The organism is Prevotella sp. HCN-7019 (assembly GCF_037890215.1).
In the GTDB taxonomy this organism is placed as follows: domain Bacteria; phylum Bacteroidota; class Bacteroidia; order Bacteroidales; family Bacteroidaceae; genus Prevotella.
Map to the genome: position 1 here is coordinate 675,161 of NZ_JBBKBO010000001.1, position 20,734 is coordinate 695,894.

Genomic DNA, 20,734 nt, shown 5'->3' on the forward strand with positions numbered 1-20,734 from the left:
CTGTGTGCTGCGTGCGGTTGTTTAGATGTATTTGGCGAAGGCGCGGTCGTAGTCGTCGCTGTTGCCCAGGCGGCCGTTGATGAGGCACACCAGTTCGACAGTGGCGCGGAAGCACAGGCGCTCGTCGCTCTTGCGGAATATGTCCTGATTGAAGATGTAGCGCAGACCCTCCTTGTGCATCGCCAGGCGCGAGATGAACACGTCGTCGCAGCGCAGCGGAGTCTTGTACTGGAGATTCATTCGTGCCACCACGGCATCGACTCCCTTCTCGTGGAGTTTTGAGAAACTCACTCCGAGCGATGCGAGAAACAGATGTCGTGTGTGCTCGGTGTAGTGCAGATAGTTCGCGTTGTTCACTATGCCCTGGATGTCGCACTCATAGTCGCGGACCTCCATCTCGGTTTCAAATATGTATTCCATTCTTATCGTTGTTTTCTTTATCGGTTGCCGTATCAGCAGGCGTTGTGCTGCGTTGTTTAAGATATTCGTATCCGAAACGGCAGCGCAGGCAGTCCTTGCGGTCGCAGTAGTTTTTCTTCAGTTGTATGAGCGCCTGTGTGTCGCCGGCGTTCTGCACTTTCAGTCCGCATTCCTCCCACATGCGCACTATGTTGTTGCGTTCGGGCGCGAGCTGTTCGAGGAAATCGGTGGCGCGCCAGCACATTTCTTCAGACGATTTGTGGCGTCCGTAGGCAAACAGCATCGGCACTACGGTGTTGATGATGAGCAGGTCGATGGACTGTCGGGAGAGGCTTTTCGCACTCTCGCGGCTGGCATGACCGAAGGTGTAGTGGGTGCGCCAGTAGAGCGTTACGGACGTTGTGAGCATGTGGCGCGCGTCGTCTATGGTGTCGCATCCGGCTATAAGGCTGAGACCGGCACGGCGCGAATGGTAGAGCGATGCGAGCTGCGCGATGCGTATGTGGGGGAAGTTCTGCGGGCGGAGACGCAGGAATTTCCATAAACGGAAGTCGATGGGGTGGAGCGAGAACTTGTGGGCAAGATACTGATATTCGCGGCTCAGACGGACGAAATAGTCGTCGGCGAGTGCCGCCTCGCGCTGGCGTTCGGGCATGGCGTCGGCAGAAAGCAGTCCGGCCTGGCCTAGAAAAAGTGCCTCGGTCTGGAATATGTCGTCGCGGTGACGGCCGATGTGCATCATCGGCATGTTGAGAGCCCACGTCTCGAAGGCTTCGCTGTTGACACCGAAACCGTAGTTACGTGCCAGGGTGACGAAGAAGGCGTCTTCCCATGATCCGTCGCAGCGTTTCACACGTTCGGCTATCGCTTCTGTCTTCTGTTCAAGACGTTCGGTCTGAAGTGCGCTCATCCATGAATGAACGGTTATGGATGGCAGGGTGGGGATGAGCCTGTGGCAGGGCGGATACTTATCCTCGTGGAGCAGACGCTCGTAGTTTGACGTGACGCTTTCGGGCACGTCGAGCTGCATCTGCGGCAGTGTGTTGCCATGGCTTGTCCTTACTTCGGAGTCTATTGTCTTTGCAATATGGAGTATCACGTTGTCGTAGCGAGGGTCACGGTCGTGTCCGTGAGCGTACCAGTCGGACGACTTTTCGTGTATCTCGATGTTTCCCACCCACATGGTGCCGCCTATCTTCACTTTGGCGTTGAAGAAGTCGGGACCGGCATCGCTGTTGTGGAGACCCGGATCGATGACTTCCACGCTGAGGTCGTCGGTTGTCTCGAGCCTTCTAAGCGGAAAAAGCTTGTGTTTCCATATGTAGTGGAGGAGTAGTTCCATATATAGCAAAGACGAAAAGGAGTGATACAAAGCTACACAAAAAATCCCGAACTATCGACAGTCCGGGATTTTTTTCTTGATGAATATTCGTTCTTTGATTATTTCTTCAATACTTTCACGGTTTTGCCGTCGGCCTGACGGATGATGTAAAGACCTTTCTGTGACATGTTGTTAACGCGCTGTCCGTTTACGTTATAGATGGCAGCAGTGCCTTTGCCTGTTGTTGTCTCAATCTTGTTGATGCCTGTTGTTGTAGCACCTGTGATGTTGAGAGTGTAAACATTTGTTGTCTGGAGGTCGTTAGATGTGACTGTTATTGTAACTTTCACGCCTCCGTCAACATCTTCAACGCTCTTTGTAACATAAGCACCCTGACCGTCTGAAACAGCTTCGATATCGTCAACGCTGATTGCGCCTTCGGCTGTGAGATCGTAGTTGAACTCGTCTTTGTTGAAGCCTTCAACGTCAGCACCCTTTACTTTCAGTGAAGCAAGCTGTGAGTTGTAAACGAGTGAGAGGTCGTCAATGATAAGAACGTCGGGATTATTTGCTGATGAACTTGCCACACCCGGCTGTGCGTTGGTTGACATAGTAACGAGGATGGCTTTTGTCTCAGCATTGTTTGTTGCGAAAGAAGCGTAGTCGAACGGAATTGTGAGTTCCTGCCACTCGAAGCCTTTGCTCTCAATCTTGTCGTTCTTAGCTTTTGCAACGATGTTTGTATAGGTCTTGTCTTCCGGATCCTGATAGTATGTACCGTCTGTGATGGTTGCGCTTATTGTTGCGTATGGGTAAGTTTCATTTACCTCTCCCTGCTGATACTTCACCCAGACCTTGATAGCGTCAGGCTGGCCGTTCAGCAGTGTGTAGAATGGATCGCCGTTGCCGTCAACATCTTTGTTGGTCAGATCGAGGAATGAGTTGTTTTTTGTGTCGGTTGCAGTTAATCCTGCTGCTTTGAGCCGACCGGTTGTGATAGTTCCGTTTGCCGGCTGGAAACCAAGAACTATTCCTGATACGACTTTCACACTTTTCTTTCCTGTTGTACCCGGACGAACGTCATCTGATATATAAGTGTGAGTGTTGGAGCTTACTGCAGAGGCAAGACTTCCGGTGCTGCTCATGAATGAGTGCCATGCGTTTGGCTCATCGCTTTCGTACTTTTTATTGAATGCACCTGTATATGTGGCTTTGTGGAAGAGTTCGAAGTCAGAGTTTGTTATCTGATAACCACCGTTTCCGAATACAACTTTGATATTCATTTCCGAAAAGTAGATGTTGATTACGGTGTAGAACTTGTCGCCACGTATCTCACCAACAAGGTTTACTGGTATAAGTTCTCCTGTTGCAGAGAGTATTGGTCCCAACCACTGTCCTGCGAAGTTTGGATCATCACCTTCGGCTATTGTTATTTCCTGATTTGTCTTAAGTGTTGTCACCTCGCCATTGGCAGTTGCGCCAACATTCTCAAGTACGATGGTTCCTACAGGCATTGGTTCGCCTTCCATGTACATAACGAAGTTTTTCAGACTGAGAGTATATCCGTTCTCACCTTTGTCTTCGATTGAGATTGTGTTCTCTGTCGGTGTCGCCTGTACTCCGTTGACAGTGACAGTCATAATGTCTTTGTAGTCTGTTGCCATAGCAGATACGGCAAAAGCAACCATTGTCAGTAATGAAGTAAAAATTTTTTTCATCCTAAAAATCCTTTAATTAATTTAGTTTGTATGTTAAACCTATTGTTCCGTAGATCGGGTAAAGTGTCTGTTCTATTGTCTTGAAGTTCTCTTTGAATACTCCGGACAGTCCCCATGAAAGGTCGAAATAGGCTCCGAAGCGGCGTGAGAAATACCAATCTGCGCCCAAATCAACACCAAATTGCCATTTGCGCATGTAGTCGGAGAAATCGTATGTACCGCGTGAGGCTTCGTCTGTTCCCAATTCTATTTTCTCACCGGTGGGATCACCTACGCGCAGATAACCGTCGTAGGCGTAGCCATCGAATTTGTTCGAAAGAAGATAAGAGAAATATGGGCCGAACTTTACTCTTACTTTGTCATTGATGTCATATGTTGCCTGTAATGGAAGTGTTACCATCCATTCCTCTACTTTTGATACCACCTGACCGGTGAAGACACCTTTCAAAGACTCACCACCCTGACGCATCTCCATGCTGTAGTTCTTTACACGGGCATCGGTGTTCATTCCTTTGTTCTCAATGTGGAATCCGCCAATAAGTCCCCATTTGCCGTCGATGGGTTTGTAAGCATCGAGGCCGATAGTAGTATTTACTTTGATGGTATATTTTGACAGACTTCTGATGGTTGCCGGCATGCCGATCGGAGCAGTTCCTCCGATATTGTAACCAAGACGACCGTAGTATGTCAGGTTGTCGAAAATACTGCCACATACGGCATTGGACACACCTGCTATGAGGAGGAATAGTATCAGAATGGATTTGTTATAATTCATTTTCATCTTTTTTGTTATTCTGTTGTTTCACAAATAACTCTCACTTTGTCCACAAACATCGTACTGCCGATAGCTCCTTCGAAGTTAGCTCCTTCTATGCTTGATGAGAATACCACTGCAAGATTGTATCCGTAGTTGTTGAGCAAAGACTCGTCCACTTCCTGTGTATAATTGAAATCCACTTCAAACTCTGTCCATGTATCAGTATTCTCAACTTTGTCGAGTCGCGCGATTGCCACTATCTGCGGGCTTGTCAACACATTGTCACCATACAGCACCACGGGATTGCCGTTACTGTCGGTGTTTTTATAGAGCACAGCATAAATATCTCCAGTGTCTGTCTTGCCTTCAACAGGTTTTCCGTATTTGTCCTGATATACAGCTCCCGGTTTATATTTATAATTTCCCATGAGTTTTACAGGTTTCTTTCCTGTAGTGTATTTCAGTCCGAACATAGTAGCTTTCATCGCTCCTCCGGGCTGGATTGCTACTGTGGCATCGAAACGTCCGATGAAGAGATTGCCTGAGGCGATGCGCATGTTCTTGAGTGCTCCAAACGGACCCGTGTCAGATGTTGTCAGTTTAACGGCAGAGCCATCCAGTCCGTCAACCCATGGTGTTGTGGGATATTCCTCTGGCTTCGCAGTCGGTCGGCTGACAGCAAAACCCGGATTGCCGGTTGCCCAGTTGTAGGCTTCGGTTCCGTCAGGGTTCAGATCGCTCCAGATATAATATTTGCTCTTGGAGTTAAGAGCGTATCTTTCGAAGTCGTAGTAGATAGTGTCGCTAACAGTCTGTGTCTGAATATTTACCGATACATAATATTCGCGGCTCCACTGCCCGTCTTCCGATGTCACAGTGTATTTTACCGGACCATTGGAGAAGTCCTGCACAGAACCGTTTCCCGGCACAATAGTCGCACCCTCAGTTATTCTGAAACGTGGAGCAATTGCTGTCAGATCAGTTTCCTTCCTTACTTTGAAGTCGATATTATGTTCGTTGTAAAGAACTTTGATCAGTGAGTCTGACGCATTGAAAAACATTTCTTCGGGATTGTCTGCATGAATGTATGCCTCTTCAATGTCGCATTCTGCATTTAATGGTTCGTCTTTAAAACATGACGAAAGCATTCCGCAGCATACGACGGACATCAATAATACGTATGGGCTTCTCATTATTATAATTAAAAAAACGGTGTAAAGGTAAGAAAAAAACTCATTACATCCAAAAGTTTTTATAAAATATGGCTACTTTTTACTTATATATCCTAATAAATGTCACGAATGTGACAAATAATTAATAACTTTGCATAACTGTAATTTTTTATCTATTATGAATATAGCATTGATTGGTTACGGCAAGATGGGCCACATGGTAGAGGCCATTGCAAAAGCCCGTGGCCACCGTATAGTAAGCATTATCGACGTTGATAATCTTTCCGATTTTGACAGTGAGGCATTTGCATCGGCCGATGTAGCCATTGAATTCACAAATCCTACTTCCGCTTATGACAATTATCTGAGAGCTTTCAAGCACAATGTGAAGGTTGTCAGCGGTTCTACCGGATGGATGAAAGAACACGGTGAGGATGTACGCCGTCTGTGTACCGAAGGCGGACAGACGCTTTTCTGGGCTAGCAATTTATCTGTCGGCGTCGCCATATTCTCTGCCGTGAACAGATATCTCGCACGTATAATGAACAATTTTCCGCAATATGACGTTCATATGAGCGAGACACATCATGTGCACAAGCTCGATGCTCCGTCGGGCACTGCCATAACTCTTGCCGAGGAGATAATAGAAAATATTGACCGTAAGAACGACTGGACAAAGGGACGCCAGCTCCATGCCGACGGCACTGTGGAGGGTTCTAACGACGTTGATCCGTCTTTGCTGGCCATAGAAAGCCTGCGTCGCGACGAGGTTCCCGGCATCCACTCTATTGTTTATGACAGTCCGGCCGACTGCATCACAATCACCCACGACGCCCATTCGCGTGAAGGATTTGCTCTCGGTGCTGTTCTTGCGGCCGAATACACCAAGGATCATACCGGTCTGCTTACAACAGCCGATCTGTTCAAGTTCTGATACGGCATGACTGCAAGGCTGCAATAATATCAATATCTCAAAATAAGTCAGAAACAATGATAGACAAGGAAAAAGAAAGAATAAACATGAAAGTGCAGTGGGCCAAGTTCGCTGGTGTTGCCGTTCTTTATCTGCTCTTCCTCTATTGGATTGGCAGTTGGTGGGGACTTCTTGTCCTTCCGTTCATCTTCGACGTTTACATAACGAAGAAAATACGCTGGCAGTGGTGGCGTTATGCCGAACGTCCCGTACGGTTCGTCATGTCATGGGTCGACGCTCTTGTCTTTGCTCTTGTGGCAGTATATTTCATCAATCTGTTTTTCTTTCAGAACTATGTCATTCCTTCAAGCTCGCTTGAGAAGTCACTTCTCACAGGCGATTATCTCTTTGTGAGCAAGATAAGCTACGGTCCGCGCAAACCGAACACACCGCTTACCATGCCGCTTACGCAGCACACACTTCCTGTGCTCAACTGCAAGTCGTACATCGAGTGGCCGCAGTGGGGTTACGACCGCGCACCGGGTCTTGGCAAGGTGAAACTCAACGACATCGTTGTGTTCAACTATCCGGCCGGTGACTCGCTCTGCACAGCCGAGCAGTGGCAGACCCAGGACTTCTATCAGATGGTTTATTCGTTCGGTCATCAGATATATCAGGAACAATATCCGGATCCGGTAGATTACAGAAACCTTGATGCGGAAGCCCGTCTCAAGTTCTTCGACTATATTTACGCTATCGGACGCCGTTACATTGCTGAAAATTCGCAACTGTACGGCGAGGTGATATCGCGTCCGGTAGACCGTCGTGAGAATTATGTGAAACGTTGTGTCGGTCTTCCCGGACAGACACTCCAGATAAAGGACCGCATCGTATATGTTGACGGCAAACCCAACAAAGAACCGGACAACGTGCAGTACACCTACTACGTGAAGCTGAAGTCGTCTATGCCCGAAAACCTCATGGAGCAGCTCGGCATATCGATGGAAGATCTCATGAGCCTTAACGAGCGTGGTTATCTTCCGCTTACAGCCCGTGCTGCACGCATATTGAAAACACGTCGCGACATTGTCGAGAGCATTACGCTCAACACCGACGCCACCACTGAGGACATCTATCCGCTGAACGGCGCTACAGGATGGACACGCGATAACTACGGTCCGGTATGGATTCCTAAGAAAGGCGAAACCATCAACCTGACACTGGACAATATCGCGATATACGAACGCCCCATACGCGTTTATGAGGGTCACGACCTGAAGATAAACAACGGAAGCATATACATCGACGGCAAACTGGCAAAGACCTACACCTTCGCTATGGACTACTACTGGATGATGGGCGACAACCGCCACAACTCACTCGACTCACGCTACTGGGGATTCGTTCCTGAAGACCACATTGTGGGCAAGCCGATATTCATCTGGTGGTCGAGCGATCCCGACCGTCATGGCTTCAGCGGCATACGCTGGAACCGTCTGTTCCGCTTTGTCGACAATATCAAGTAAGGTAACGTCCTGTTCAAGCAATATTGTCCGTAATGACGCAAGCTTTACTTTCATCAGCATACTTCGGTCCGGTGCAGTGGTATCAGAAGCTGCACCGCTATGACCGGTGCTTCATCGAACGTTATGACAACTACGTGAAGCAGACCTACCGCAACCGTTGTGTGATAGCAGCGACCGGAGGTCCCCAAACGCTTACGGTCCCCATAGAACGCTATGAGGGCCGTAAGTGCCTTATGCGCGACATACGGATAAGCGATCACGGCTCATGGCGTCATCTCCACTGGAACGCTCTTGTGTCATCCTATGGAGAAAGTCCGTTCTTCGACTATTATGCCGACGACATACGTCCGTTCTTCGAGCGCCGCTGGGAGTTTCTGTTCGATTTCAACCTCGAGATAACCCATACCATCTGCTCGCTTCTCGACATCCGCCCGACCATAGAACTCACCGGCGAATACCTGCAGGCCGAAGATGTCTGCGCCGACGATTTCCGCGATGCCATCCGCCCGAAACATCCGCTGATTGATGCCACATTCAGTCCGCGCCCATACTATCAGGTGTATGCGCAGAAGCACGGTTTCATTTCCAATCTGAGCATTCTCGACCTTCTGTTCAACGAAGGTCCTGAAGGCATTTTCCTGCTTTGACACTTTATTTTGTTTTTTTACACATTCTTTTGCGTAAAAACAATATATGTTAAATAATAATGTGCACAAAGTTTCATTTTCATATATATTATATACCTTTACGTTAAATTGAACGTAAAAACTTTGTTGCAATATGAAAATCAATCATCTGAAAGTATCTGCCATTATCATGACGGGATGTCTGATGGCGAGTTCGTGTGTAGGTTCTTTCCAGCTGACTCACAAGCTGGCGATGTGGAACACCAGAGCGACGAACGAGAAGTTCCTCAATGAAATCATATTCCTTTTCATCAGTCCCGCCTATGCGGTGTGTGGAGTTGTCGATGCGCTTGTAATAAACACGATGGAGTTCTGGTCCGGCAGCAATCCGCTTGCCAAGAACGAGGGCAAGACGCAGACAATAATGGGCCAGGACGGCCGTTATTATGCAGTCACAACGCTCAAGGATGGTTATGAGATAAAGAAACCCGACGGCGAGATAATGAAGTTCCTCTACGACAGCAAGAACAATTCGTGGTCGCAGGTTGTCGACGGTAAGACCAAAGAGATATTCCGTTTCAATGACGACGGTACCATACAGGCATCTCTGCCCGACGGCGACAAGATAACAGTCACACCAGATGCGGCAGGTCTTTTCGAGGCCCGCATGGCCGTAAACGGCGCTACATTCTGGGCGATGAGATAAAAACGTCTGTGCGAAGCCACAGAAACAGGAAAGGGGCATATCCCTGCGGCGTCTGTTGTGACGCCCGGTGATATGCCCCTTTCGCTTTATTTCGTATGCTGCAACGGCTTTTCTGCCTTGTCTGCGCGTGTTGTCAATGCTGTGGCCTATTGGCTGTACGTGTCACTTCTTGCGCGGACGGCGGCGTGCCCATCCCTCTTCGCTGAAGTCCGGTTCGTCGCCCACGAGCTTTATGTCGGGATTGTTGATGAACTGTCGCCAGTCGTCCTTGCGTCCGCTCTCTCTGAACGGCTTTGCCTCTGCGCCACGGTCGCGTCGCTTCGACTTCTTCTCATATTTGCTGAAATCGTCGCGGCTGTCACCCTTCTTCGTGCGTCGGTCGCCACGCTTGCGGTCGTCGGCGTCGTTGCATCTCACGGTGCGTCCTTTGTACGACTTGCCGTCGAGCGCACGCATCACCTTTGCCGCATCCTCCTCCGGCACTTCTATGTATGAGAACTTGCCCATCAGGTCGATGTGTCCCACCTCCTGCTTTCCGCGCATGTTCTTGTTGAGGAACTGCATCACCTCGCCCGGATAGAATCCGTCGTCCTTGCCCAGGTTGATGAACAGCCGGCGATAGCCGCTTTCGGCCTTCCGCTGTCCGCGTGTTCTGGTCTTCTTGCCGTCCTTGCGTGCCTCGCCTCTCTTTGCGCGTTCGGTGGTTGGCTTCACTATCTCAGGCGCGTTGGCATAGTAGGCAAGGAAACGTCCGAACTCCAGACTCACGATTTTCTTCAGTATGTCCTCCTTGTCCACATACTCGAAATGCCTGTTTATGTCTTCCATGAACGGCGCAATCTCCTCCTCGTTCACGTCCACCTTCTCTATCTCGTCTATAGCCTTGTAGAGCTGTTTGGTGCATATCTCTTTTGGTGTAGGCAGCTCCCCGTCCACAAAACTCTTGCCTATCACCTTCTCAATGGCCTTCACCTTGTGGCGTTCGCGTGTGTGTATGATGCTGATAGACGTTCCCTTCTTTCCGGCGCGGCCTGTACGTCCGCTGCGGTGGGTATAGCTCTCTATGTCGTCAGGCAGTCCGTAGTTGATGACATGCGTCAGATCGTCCACGTCGAGTCCGCGTGCCGCCACGTCGGTAGCCACGAGCAGCTGTGTGAGATGCTGGCGGAACTTCTGCATTGTGAGGTCGCGCTGCTGCTGGGAGAGGTCGCCGTGGAGCGACTCTGCGTTGTAACCGTCGCGTATGAGCTTGTCGGCCACCTCCTGTGTCTCCACCTTCGTGCGGCAGAATATGATGGCGAATATGCGCGGATAATAGTCAACGATGCGTTTCAGTGCCAGATACTTGTCCTTGGCGTTCACCATATAATATATGTGGTTGACGTTCTCCGCACCCTCGTTGCGCGAGCCCACCACAATCTCCTTGTGGTCGTGCAGGTAGTTAAGGGCTATTTTCTCAATCTCCTTGCTCATTGTTGCCGAGAAGAGCAGTGTGTTGCGGTCCTGCGGTACGCCCTCGAATATCTCGTTTATGCTGTCCGAGAAGCCCATGTTGAGCATCTCGTCGGCCTCGTCGAGCACCACGTTGCTCACGTTGTCCAGCTTTGCCGCGCCGCGGTTCATCAGGTCGATGAGTCGTCCTGGGGTTGCAACGATGATCTGAGCACCGTGTTTCAGTGCATGTATCTGGTTTATGATTGATGTGCCGCCATATACGGCCACGATGTTTATTCCGTTGATGTATTTTGCGAAACTCTTCAGGTCGTCTGCTATCTGAAGGCACAGCTCACGTGTCGGACTCAGTATGAGCGCCTGTGTTGTGCGGTCTGAGGGATTGATGCGTTGCAGAAGCGGAATGCCGAAAGCGGCTGTCTTGCCTGTTCCCGTCTGCGCCAGGGCAATCACGTCGTTACCATTGCCGAGCAAAAAAGGAATCACTTCTTCCTGTACAGGCATCGGGTGCTCAAATCCGAGTTCTGTGATGGCGCGGCGTATTTCCTCGCTTACGCCTAATTCTTCAAATGTTTTCAATGCTGTGTTGTTTGTGAATGAAATAAATGGAGTGCTGTGCGATAATGTCGCACGCAATAGTTTTGGTCTTTATCCCGAATCCGGGTGCAAAGTTACTGCAAAAGGCAGACAATACAAAATATAATCATCTATTTTATTGTATATCAGTAAATAATTAATATCTTTGTGTGTTATCGTCCCCTGAATGGTGGCGTATTGACAATGATTTCAAAAAAGACAGATTTATGCATATAGGAGTTTTCTGTTCGGCCAACGCCGACATTGATGCCGATTTCTTCGAACTCACCCGCCGGTTCGGAGAGTGGATGGGCCGCAACGGCCACACGCTGGTGTTCGGCGGATGCAATCTGGGGCTCATGGAGTGCGTGGCCCGCGCGGTGCACGAAGCCGGCGGACTGTGCATAGGAGCCGTGCCCACCATAGTGGAGAAGGGCGGACGCACGTCCGACCATGTGGATGTGAAGATAATGTGCGACAACCTGAGCGACCGTAAGGACATAATGCTCGCCAAGAGTGATGTGCTCGTGGCACTGCCCGGAGGCGTGGGCACGCTCGACGAGATATTCACCGTGGTGGCCTCTGCGTCGATAGGCTATCATCGCAAGCGTGTCATTCTCTACAACATGAAGGGCTTCTGGAATCCGCTCCTCACCATGCTCGACAGCATGAAGCAGTCGGGAGTGATACGCCCAGGTTTTGAGGACCAGCTGCTCGTGGCCTCCACTCAGGACGAACTTGTGGAGATGCTCTCGTGTGAGGGATGACGTGTGCGGCTGACGGAATAGCGAACAATTAATGAATATAAAACAGATATGAGACGATTGTTGTTCATCGCAGCCATGATGCTGCTGTCGCTACAGGCCTTTGCCGGCGACGAGGGCCGCTACATTGAGGTGAGCGGTACGGCCGAAGTGGAAATCGTGCCGGACGAGATACACTACATCATCGAGATGAAAGAATACTTCGAGGAGGAATTCGACGGCAAGTCGAAGCCGGAAGATTTCGCCACCAAGGTGCCGCTCGATGTCATCGAGCAGCAGGTGAGGCGTGTCATAAAAGACGCCGGAGTGCCTGCGGACGCTGTGCGCACCGAGGAGATAGGCAACACATGGCGCGAGCGCGGCATGGACTTTCTCGTGTCGAAGCGTCTGGACATAACGCTCAGTGACTTCGAGACCATCGAACGCATACGCAAGGGGCTCGACACGCGCGGCATCAACGCCATGTATATAGGTGAGCTGAAGAACAAGAACATGGCAGAATGGCATGAGAAAGGACGCACCGAAGCCCTCAAGGCCGCACGCAACAAGGCCGAATATATGGCTTCGGCCGCAGGATGCAGACTCGGCCGTGTGATGCGCATTGTGGAAGGGAGTGGTGCCGGAATGCCGATGCCCTTGACTCAGACCAACGTAATGGCTTCGGGCGCATCGCCGGCAGATACTTACCGCACCATAAAAAAGACATACACCGTGCTTGTGAGATACGAATTGGCCGACTGGCTATGACGTTGTCGCATGATGAAAAATTCTGTGTCCGTCTGCTCCGCCATGTGCGGTGGCAGGCGGACTTTTGTTTTCCTGCCTGCCGTAGTGCGTTTGCTGTGAGTTGAGGCGGCACTGCGGCTCACATAACAATAAATTCACGTTGCCGCCATTGACGAATCTTCACCGCAAGAAGGGTCCTGTCTCACGTGTGTTTCCTTACGTCATATGGGCGTTTTTCAAGAAAACTCGGACGACGAACTTACAGTTTTTCTTGACTTTTTTTTGACAAAATAAAATCGCAAAAGAGATGTAAGAATTTGCCGAACATGATGCGATAAAGCCTGTTCCGGCTCGTAGCGTCTTGTCGTATATCCTGTTGTGGAGTGCCGGCCGGCTGGTTCTGCGTTCCGATTTTGCCCATATCAGCCTCCGTTTACGACTGTTTCAGGGTGTGATATCGTTTGTTTCAGGCCCAGATATGGGCAATATCACGTGCTGAAATGGTGCATTTCGCACGGTCGGAAAATCTGTTCTTAATACAAGTCTTTGATATTCAACATTTTGCGTAAGGCTCTTATTTCTCGCGTATTTGCGTCCGAGGGAGAGTCCGCGCGCAAATTCTCTCTTATTTTTTGGGGTAGAACTGAAAACTCAAGCGGAAAAACCGCAGGATACTGAAAATCTGTAACTACACCCTTTGGCTTCTCTTCCTGCTGAAGATAACAACGCCTATGCGGGACTGATGCCGCAATGGTTTACACCCCGATTACCGTTACATCCCTACAGAAACTGCAAACGGCGTAGCCGTGACTCCTCCGCCATGTTGTGTGAACACGCGGAATTTCATGCAGTTTCTGTTTTTCAGATTTCCGTTGTCTGCATGTTTCATAGCGCGGATGTATGAATATTCATCTCCGCCATCCCTCAGCCGTTGTACCTTAAAGCCGTTTCCGCGCATCCCTCCGATGCCTTCGCACTGACGCTTCCGTTGTCTCTGCGCCATGTAGCGGTTATGTCGCCTCTCTGGTGCCGGAAATGCCGTTTCACGGTGTCCTCACGATAGAGTCACAACTCATTTTTCGTGGTTTTTCCGCCTTTAGTGTGGCGTATGGCAGTTATCTTGCGTCCACTTTTTTGCGAAAGCCTCGTTTTTGTAAGATATTGGTTTTCAGGCAAATCCGTTTTTATATAGGGCCTTTGTAATCCACTTTTTGTATTTGTGCGCTTTTTTCTGATTTTTTTAATCAATAAATTTGCGAAGGTTAATTCATGAACGTACCTAAACAAAACCAAAAGTAATAAACTTTATGAAAAAATTTAAATCTTTCATTCTGACGTTATTGGTTTCGTTGGTGTCAACGGCAATGTACGCGCAGGAGTTTGTCTGCTCCGGTACGATCGTTGACGATTTGGGCGAACCGATAATTGGAGCGTCTGTCTTCCAGAAAGGAAGCAAGAACGGCGTTTTCTCCGATATAAACGGAGAGTTCAAGTTAGCAAAGGTGCCGGAGGGCAGTGCCATCACTATCTCGTACATAGGTTATAAGACTATCGAGACAAAAGCCGCTGCCGGTATGCACATAGTGATGCATGAGGACAACGAGATGCTTGGCGAAGTGGTTGTCGTGGGTTACGGTGTGCAGAAAAAGAGCGTCGTCACAGCATCAATCGCAAAAGTGTCGGCCGACGACCTGGCCACCACAGCGCCTGTGCGTATGGATAACGCCCTTAAAGGTCTCGCAGCCGGTGTGACTGTCACATCATCGTCAGGTCAGCCGGGAGCCGCAGCGCAGATACGTGTGCGTGGTATAGGAACCATAAACAACTCAGATCCGCTTTATATTGTCGACGGTATGCCTATTGAGGGCGGCCTCGACTATGTCAACCCGAGCGACATCGAGAGCATCGAGGTGCTCAAGGATGCAGCTTCGGGAGCTATCTATGGTGCGCGTGCCGCCAACGGTGTTGTGCTCGTCACCACAAAATCAGGTAAGAAGGGTAAGGTGAAGGTGAACTACAACTTCTCTTACGGATGGCAGAGCAAATGGCGCAAGCGCGACGTGCTCAACGCCACAGAGTATGCAGTAATGATGAACGAAGGATACATCAATGCCGGCATGAAGCCGTTGTATTCAGATCCGTATCATCTCACCGACGCAATGGGCAACGTAATCACCGACGGAACCGACTGGCAGGACGAACTGTTCAACGACAACGCACCGGTGACAAACCACGACGTGACCATCAGCGGAGCTTCGGACAAAGTGAATTATTATCTCTCAATGGGCTACTACGAGCAGGAAGGTATCATCGGCGGCAACTTCGACCGTTCCAACTATCAGCGCCTCTCGCTGCGCAGCAACACGAAGTACAACATGTTCGACATGTCGAAGGAACGCAACTGGCTCAACAAACTCGACATCACCGTTAACCTCTCTTACGCACGTGTGAAGTCGAAGAGCATCGACGCCAACTCGCAGTGGGGTTCTCCGCTGGGTTCGGCTCTCTCGCTTTCGCCAATCCTTACACCTACTCTTACGGGCGCAGCTGCCGATGCTCAGGACGAGTTCTACCGTCAGACACAGCCCGACTATCCCGGCCCGATACTCTCGCCGAACGGCGATCCGTACACCATCGCCGGTACTACATACAACGAAATGGTGAACCCGCTGGCCGCACTCTCGCTGCCGGGAGCACAGAACTGGAGTCATAAGTTCGTCACCAACTTCGCTGCCGAACTGCAGTTGTGGGACGGATTGAAGTACCGCATATCTTATGGAGCCGACATGTCGTTCTGGGGCAATGAGAGCCACACTATATTGTATTATCTCACAACCAACAACAAGGCCACTCACACAAGTGCATCGCAGGAGAGCGACCGTGGCACCGTATGGCAGCTCGAGAACGTGCTGACCTACGACAAGACCTTCGGCGACCACACATTCAACGTAGTGCTCGGACAGTCGGCCATGAAGAACACCGGCTGGACACTCGGTGCAAGCCGCTGGAACCTCATCGACCTTAACAAGCCTTACATCAACTTCGCGTCTGGTCTGGCCGAGAACGGCGAGCGCGACGGATGGGGTGGCCCGTCAAATCCGCATACACTGTCGTCTATGTTTGCCCGTCTGAGCTACAACTACGCTGAGCGCTACATGTTCCAGGCAACAGTTCGCCGTGACGGTTCGAGCCGTTTCGGTACAAACAACAAATATGCTACATTCCCTTCATTCTCTATCGGATGGAACATCACCAACGAACCGTTCATGAAGAACGCTCCGCAGTGGCTGTCAAACCTGAAACTCCGTGCCAGCTGGGGTAAGAACGGTAACGAGAACATCGACGACTTCCGCTATGCTGTCTTCACATCTACGGGCAATAACTACATACTCGGACGCGGTGAGTCTGTGATAAACGGTGTGAAGGCAAACGGACTTTCAAATCCTGACCTCAAGTGGGAGGAGTCGGAACAGACTGACATAGGTCTTGACTTCGGATTCATGGACAACGCCCTAACATTCACTGTTGACTACTATAAGAAGAAGACCAACGGCATGCTTATGACAATGGCCATACCTTCTTACGTTGGAGAGACAAAGCCTATCGGCAACGTGGGCAAGATGGAGAACTCCGGCGTTGAGTTCGAACTGGGTTATAAGTTCCATGTGTCTGACGCACAGTTCAGCATACGAGGCAACGCTTCTTATTTGAAGAATAAACTTGTGGAACTCGGAAACGATACGGGCTGGGCTGCCTACGACTCGTTCCAGGGTGTGGGAACCATCACACGCGCCATGAACGGCGAACCGTTCCCTTACTTCTACGGACTGAAGACAGCCGGCATATTCCAGACACAGGAGGAGATAGACTCTTATGTTGGTCCTGACGGAAAAACTCCTATACAGCCGGATGCAAAACCGGGTTATGTGAGATTTGTGGATATCAACAATGACGGTGTGATTGATGATAACGACCGTACGAAGATAGGCAAGGGTATGCCTGACTGGACTTTCGGCGTGAACTTCTCGGCTGCATGGCGCGGATTCGACTTCAACATGATGTGGCAGGGTACTGCCGGCAACGATGTGTTCGACGCAACACGCCGTATAGACATCAACTCAAGCAACCTGCCGTCATGGATGCTCGACCGCTGGACTGGCCCGGGCACATCTAACAAATACCCGATCTTCATCGTGGGCGACTCTTCAGACAACTGGAAATCTTCAGATCTCTACGTGTATGACGGCTCTTACCTGCGCCTGAAGAACATCGAACTGGGTTACACAGTGCCTGCCAAGATCACACAGAATGTGTTTATCAACAGACTCAGACTGTACGTTTCGGCAGAAAATCTTCTCACATTCACAAAATATCACGGCTTTGATCCTGAGATATCTTCAGGAGGAACGTCACTCGGCGTTGACTACGGTGTGTATCCACAGGCCCGAGTATGGCGTATAGGCTTCAACCTGGAATTCTAAACTTAAACAATGTTTTGACGGCGAAGGGCGAAAGGACCGCGGAGCGATGGCTCCCGGACCTTGTAACCCGGAAACCGGAGAAATCTTAAAACAAGATAAAAATGAAAAAGTTCAATATATATGCCGGCATGCTTTTAGCCGCATCACTGACGTTTTCGGGCTGCAGCGACGACTTTCTGGATGTCACTCCGCCAACGTCCAATCCTATAGAGGAGTATTTCACAACAAGGGATCATGTGTACGAAGCCCTTATCTCTGCCTATGCACCGTTGCAGTGGCCGGACTGGGCAATGAACCAGTACAACCCCATAAACATCATGAGCGACATTATGGCCGACGACATCTGGCCGGGTGGTTCAAGCAGTACCGACAACCAGTTCTGGCATCTCATGATGAACTATGACGCCAATCCGGAGAACTGTATGTCAGGACTATGGACATGCGAGTACAGCGGAATAAAGCGCTGCAACGACGTGCTGACTTACATAGGATGGGCTGGCGACAACATCAGCGAGGACGAACGCAACTCATGGATAGCACAGACACGTGTGCTGAGAGCTTATTACTACTGCAATCTGTGGAAGTTCTGGGGAAATATTCCTTTTTATATGGAGAATTTGGAATTCCCTTATCTTGCAGAGCAGTTGGCTGCCGACGATGTTTACGACAAGGTGATAGCCGATCTGGAGGATGTCATCAATATGAATGTTCTTCCTATGAAGTGGGAAGACTCGGTGGGCGAGGACAATGTAGGCAAGGTGTCACAGGCCATGGCTTACATGCTCTATGCCGAAATGGTGATGTATAAGAACGACGAAAGCCGCTATAACAAGGCTTTGGAATATATGGATGAAATAATCAGCAGCCAGCAGTACGATCTTATGCCAAGCTATGCCGCAATATTCGAGGAAAGCGGAGAGTGGGGCATAGAGTCTATTTTCGAAGTGAATTATAAGGATGACAACGCCGTACGTTCGTGGAACTCTCCACTCGTTTCCGGTGGTACGGTTCTGCCGCGTCTCATCAGTCCGAGCGCTTGGGCTGCCAACGCTGGTGACAACAGTGGTGTGACAAACGGCTGGGGATTCGCTCCTGTACGTACGGAGACATTCCAGATGTTCGCCAACGGCGATCAGCGCCGCGATGTGACATGCTTCGACGCCAACGCACACGGCACTTACGAGCATCGCTATCAGGATACTGGCTACTTCCTTGGCAAGTATATTGCAAAATCGGATAACAACAAGGATCAGGCAGCTGATGGTGATCTGAACTTCAACAACAACCTGCGCGTTTATCGTTATGCGGAAACACTCCTCAACGCTGCAGAACTCCTGCTCCGCACCGGCGGTGATACAGGATTGGCTGAATCGTATCTGAATCTTGTGCACAACCGTTCGGGACTTACCGATCATGTAAGTGCGACGATTGACAACATAATCAACGAACGCCACCTTGAGTTTGTGGGCGAAGGCAAACGCTACTGGGACCTTGTGCGTACAGGAAAGGCTGCGACAACACTTGTGCCCGATAAGTACGGTTATCGCACAAATACGTGGAGCGAGTCGAAGAAGTATCTGCCGATACCGCAGTCAGAGATAGACGCTGCACAGGGTACTCTGACGCAGAACAATTATTAAACCAACAATAACAGTGACAAATTATGAAAAAGCTTAATTATATATTGGGCGCGTTTGCCGCAGTGGCAATGTCACTCGCATCGTGCTCGCCCGACGACTTCGAGGGTGTGAACGAAAACGGACTTCCTATCGCAAAGGATGCAAAGGTGACCGTCGACGTTGACCAGACAATAAATCAGGCGACGTTCAAACTTGAGGGTAACGGCGTCTATCCTATATGGATCATGGACTGGGAAAGCACCAATCCTTATTCAACCCAGAACGAATTGAAGAAAATTTTTGCCAATACCGGCGATTATGTTTTGAAATATCGGGTGGGCAACCGCAACGGATTCAGCCAGGGCATAGGTTCTGTGACTTTCCATATTGATAATTCTCTTGTCGATTACGATATGTATGCTACAATGCTAAGTGGCAAGACTTGGCGCATAGCAAAGAGCGAAGAGGGACACCTCGGATGTGGTGAATCCGGCAGCGACGGACTCGGATGGTTCTCTGCCGCACCTAATGAGAAGGAGGGCACTGGTCTTTATGACGATGAAGTAACCTTTACTGCCGATGGCACATATACTTATAGTCCAGGTGCTGACGGTCTCGTGTTTGTGAACAACGGATGTACACTTTTCCCGGAAAATCCGGGTAACGGAGATGATTTTGACGCAGCCGTACAGGAACAGACAGCACAATACAAGATAGAGGGCCGTGGTAACGACGTGTATCTTGTGCTTGATGATCAGACATTGTTCCCGTATGTATCCGGCGACAATCAGTATAACAAACCGGAATTCCGCATTGAGAGCATAACTGGCTCGAAGCTTGTGCTAATTTATGATGACGGTTCTGTGGCATGGCATTACATTCTTACGAGCAAGGCTGACGAACAGAGCTTTGACGGATTTGATCCGGACAGCGAATTCAATATGTTCAAAGGATGTACATTCACCAACGAGTTCTTCTATGCTCCGGGCTGGACACAGATAGCTGATCCTACACTTACAGCAGACGGAAACTCTTATACCATAAGTCTGCCTACTGCTACTAGCGAGACATGGCAGGCTCAGGTGAAGTTCCTCACCGATATGAGTACCAGCGCTGCATCGAACTATGACTTCAGCTGTAAGTTTACATCGAATACCGATCACAACAATGTGACTGTGAAACTTGTGAAGACCGGCGATGACGACACATACTATTTCCAGGAGACTGTCAAGCTTAAGGCTTATGAGGAATATGTGTTCTATAAGAGCGATATGCCAGGAATAGATATGGACAAGGTGTCTTTGGTGCTCGATTTCGGCGGTAACGCAGAAAACACACAGGTCACTGTGAGCGATATTGTGCTGAAAGATCATGCCAACGACGATGGAACAGTCGTACCGTCTGAGGATGAGGACAAGACAGTTTATACATATGATTCTGAAAATAACCTCTGGAAGGTGAACGTGGACGACACAGATGCTTATTCGACAGAGTTCTATTATGCTCCGGGATGGACACAGATAGCTGATCCTGGATTTGTCAAGGACGGTGGCAACTACACCATTACACTGCCGTCAGCGACATTCGAACAGTGGCAGGCTCAGGTGAAGATTAAGACTGGCATACCGGCTGATGCGGATGTAGCTTATGACTTCAGTTGCACGCTGATGTCAAACAAGGAACTCAAGGGTGCGACAGTGAAACTCACAGATAGTGCGAATGATGCTGACAACTTCTTCTTCGCAGAGCGTGTGGATCTTGCTCCTTACGAGGAATATGTACTGAAGGTTCCTGCTTCCAAGCTGGCCATAGGTGCGTCTCAGGGACTGATGCTTGTCTTTGACTTTGGCGGATGTCAGGATAATACCACGGTGACTGTAAACAACATCGTGTTGCAGAAGACGGCACAATAATACGAATCAACCTTTCTTTTAATGTATCGACAACCTTGTTTGTG

16 protein-coding genes are annotated in these 20,734 nt (G+C 49.6%); 9 read left to right on the top strand and 7 right to left on the bottom strand.

Annotated elements, in window-relative coordinates:
• Nucleotides 1–21: 21 nt before the first annotated feature.
• The 5 genes from WKT13_RS02350 to WKT13_RS02370 all read right to left on the bottom strand — a co-directional run bounded on the left by WKT13_RS02350 (nucleotide 22) and on the right by WKT13_RS02370 (nucleotide 5,409).
• Complete coding sequence (locus tag WKT13_RS02350) at nucleotides 22–420, bottom strand: acyl-CoA thioesterase (protein ID WP_294459004.1); 399 nt, start codon at nucleotides 418–420, stop codon at nucleotides 22–24.
• On the bottom strand, nucleotides 404–1,762 hold the full coding sequence (locus tag WKT13_RS02355; RefSeq protein ID WP_340322656.1) for a DUF2851 family protein: 1,359 nt from the start codon (nucleotides 1,760–1,762) through the stop codon (nucleotides 404–406). The genes WKT13_RS02350 and WKT13_RS02355 overlap by 17 nt, the downstream gene beginning before the upstream one ends.
• Nucleotides 1,763–1,860: 98 nt before the next feature.
• Entirely contained in the window at nucleotides 1,861–3,459 is a 1,599-nt protein-coding gene (locus WKT13_RS02360) for a calycin-like domain-containing protein (RefSeq protein WP_340322657.1), read from the bottom strand.
• A gap of 16 nt (nucleotides 3,460–3,475) precedes the next feature.
• Nucleotides 3,476–4,234 (bottom strand): porin family protein, encoded by a 759-nt coding sequence (locus WKT13_RS02365; RefSeq protein WP_340322658.1) that lies wholly within the window; start codon nucleotides 4,232–4,234, stop codon nucleotides 3,476–3,478.
• A 14-nt stretch (nucleotides 4,235–4,248) separates the two neighbouring features.
• Nucleotides 4,249–5,409 carry a PCMD domain-containing protein gene (locus WKT13_RS02370; protein ID WP_340322659.1) on the bottom strand — a complete coding sequence of 387 codons (1,161 nt, stop codon included), beginning with the start codon at nucleotides 5,407–5,409 and terminating at the stop codon, nucleotides 4,249–4,251.
• A 157-nt stretch (nucleotides 5,410–5,566) separates the two neighbouring features.
• Here WKT13_RS02370 and dapB point away from each other — a divergent pair, with 157 nt between their 5' ends.
• From dapB to WKT13_RS02390, 4 genes are all read left to right on the top strand, one after another.
• Entirely contained in the window at nucleotides 5,567–6,322 is a 756-nt protein-coding gene (gene dapB, locus WKT13_RS02375; protein WP_340322660.1) for a 4-hydroxy-tetrahydrodipicolinate reductase, read from the top strand.
• Nucleotides 6,323–6,378: 56 nt separating this feature from the next.
• Nucleotides 6,379–7,827: a signal peptidase I gene (gene lepB / locus WKT13_RS02380; protein WP_340322661.1), complete on the top strand. Its 1,449-nt coding sequence runs from the start codon at nucleotides 6,379–6,381 to the stop codon at nucleotides 7,825–7,827.
• A gap of 32 nt (nucleotides 7,828–7,859) precedes the next feature.
• Nucleotides 7,860–8,474 (top strand): WbqC family protein, encoded by a 615-nt coding sequence (locus WKT13_RS02385; RefSeq protein ID WP_340322662.1) that lies wholly within the window; start codon nucleotides 7,860–7,862, stop codon nucleotides 8,472–8,474.
• 133 nt (nucleotides 8,475–8,607) lie between these two features.
• Nucleotides 8,608–9,159 (top strand): DUF3332 domain-containing protein, encoded by a 552-nt coding sequence (locus tag WKT13_RS02390; RefSeq protein WP_298618907.1) that lies wholly within the window; start codon nucleotides 8,608–8,610, stop codon nucleotides 9,157–9,159.
• A gap of 162 nt (nucleotides 9,160–9,321) precedes the next feature.
• Here WKT13_RS02390 and WKT13_RS02395 read toward each other — a convergent pair whose 3' ends face one another.
• Entirely contained in the window at nucleotides 9,322–11,190 is a 1,869-nt protein-coding gene (locus tag WKT13_RS02395) for a DEAD/DEAH box helicase (RefSeq protein ID WP_298618905.1), read from the bottom strand.
• Nucleotides 11,191–11,414: 224 nt separating this feature from the next.
• Here WKT13_RS02395 and WKT13_RS02400 point away from each other — a divergent pair, with 224 nt between their 5' ends.
• Both WKT13_RS02400 and WKT13_RS02405 read left to right on the top strand, forming a co-directional pair.
• The gene (locus WKT13_RS02400; protein ID WP_340322663.1) at nucleotides 11,415–11,954 is read left to right on the top strand and encodes an LOG family protein; all 540 of its coding nucleotides are present in this window, start codon (nucleotides 11,415–11,417) and stop codon (nucleotides 11,952–11,954) included.
• Nucleotides 11,955–12,002: 48 nt separating this feature from the next.
• Nucleotides 12,003–12,698 carry an SIMPL domain-containing protein gene (locus WKT13_RS02405; RefSeq protein WP_340322664.1) on the top strand — a complete coding sequence of 232 codons (696 nt, stop codon included), beginning with the start codon at nucleotides 12,003–12,005 and terminating at the stop codon, nucleotides 12,696–12,698.
• A 751-nt stretch (nucleotides 12,699–13,449) separates the two neighbouring features.
• On the opposite strand, the gene WKT13_RS02410 is transcribed toward WKT13_RS02405, so the two are convergent.
• A complete protein-coding gene (locus WKT13_RS02410; RefSeq protein ID WP_340322665.1) occupies nucleotides 13,450–13,680 on the bottom strand; it encodes a hypothetical protein in 231 nt (76 codons plus the stop codon).
• A gap of 304 nt (nucleotides 13,681–13,984) precedes the next feature.
• Here WKT13_RS02410 and WKT13_RS02415 point away from each other — a divergent pair, with 304 nt between their 5' ends.
• The 3 genes from WKT13_RS02415 to WKT13_RS02425 all read left to right on the top strand — a co-directional run bounded on the left by WKT13_RS02415 (nucleotide 13,985) and on the right by WKT13_RS02425 (nucleotide 20,690).
• Nucleotides 13,985–17,158: a SusC/RagA family TonB-linked outer membrane protein gene (locus WKT13_RS02415; protein ID WP_298618899.1), complete on the top strand. Its 3,174-nt coding sequence runs from the start codon at nucleotides 13,985–13,987 to the stop codon at nucleotides 17,156–17,158.
• Nucleotides 17,159–17,259: 101 nt separating this feature from the next.
• The gene (locus tag WKT13_RS02420; protein WP_340322666.1) at nucleotides 17,260–18,798 is read left to right on the top strand and encodes a RagB/SusD family nutrient uptake outer membrane protein; all 1,539 of its coding nucleotides are present in this window, start codon (nucleotides 17,260–17,262) and stop codon (nucleotides 18,796–18,798) included.
• Between the two features lie 23 nt (nucleotides 18,799–18,821).
• Nucleotides 18,822–20,690, top strand: coding sequence for a hypothetical protein (locus WKT13_RS02425; protein WP_340322667.1), 1,869 nt, complete (start codon nucleotides 18,822–18,824; stop codon nucleotides 20,688–20,690).
• Nucleotides 20,691–20,734: the final 44 nt, after the last annotated feature.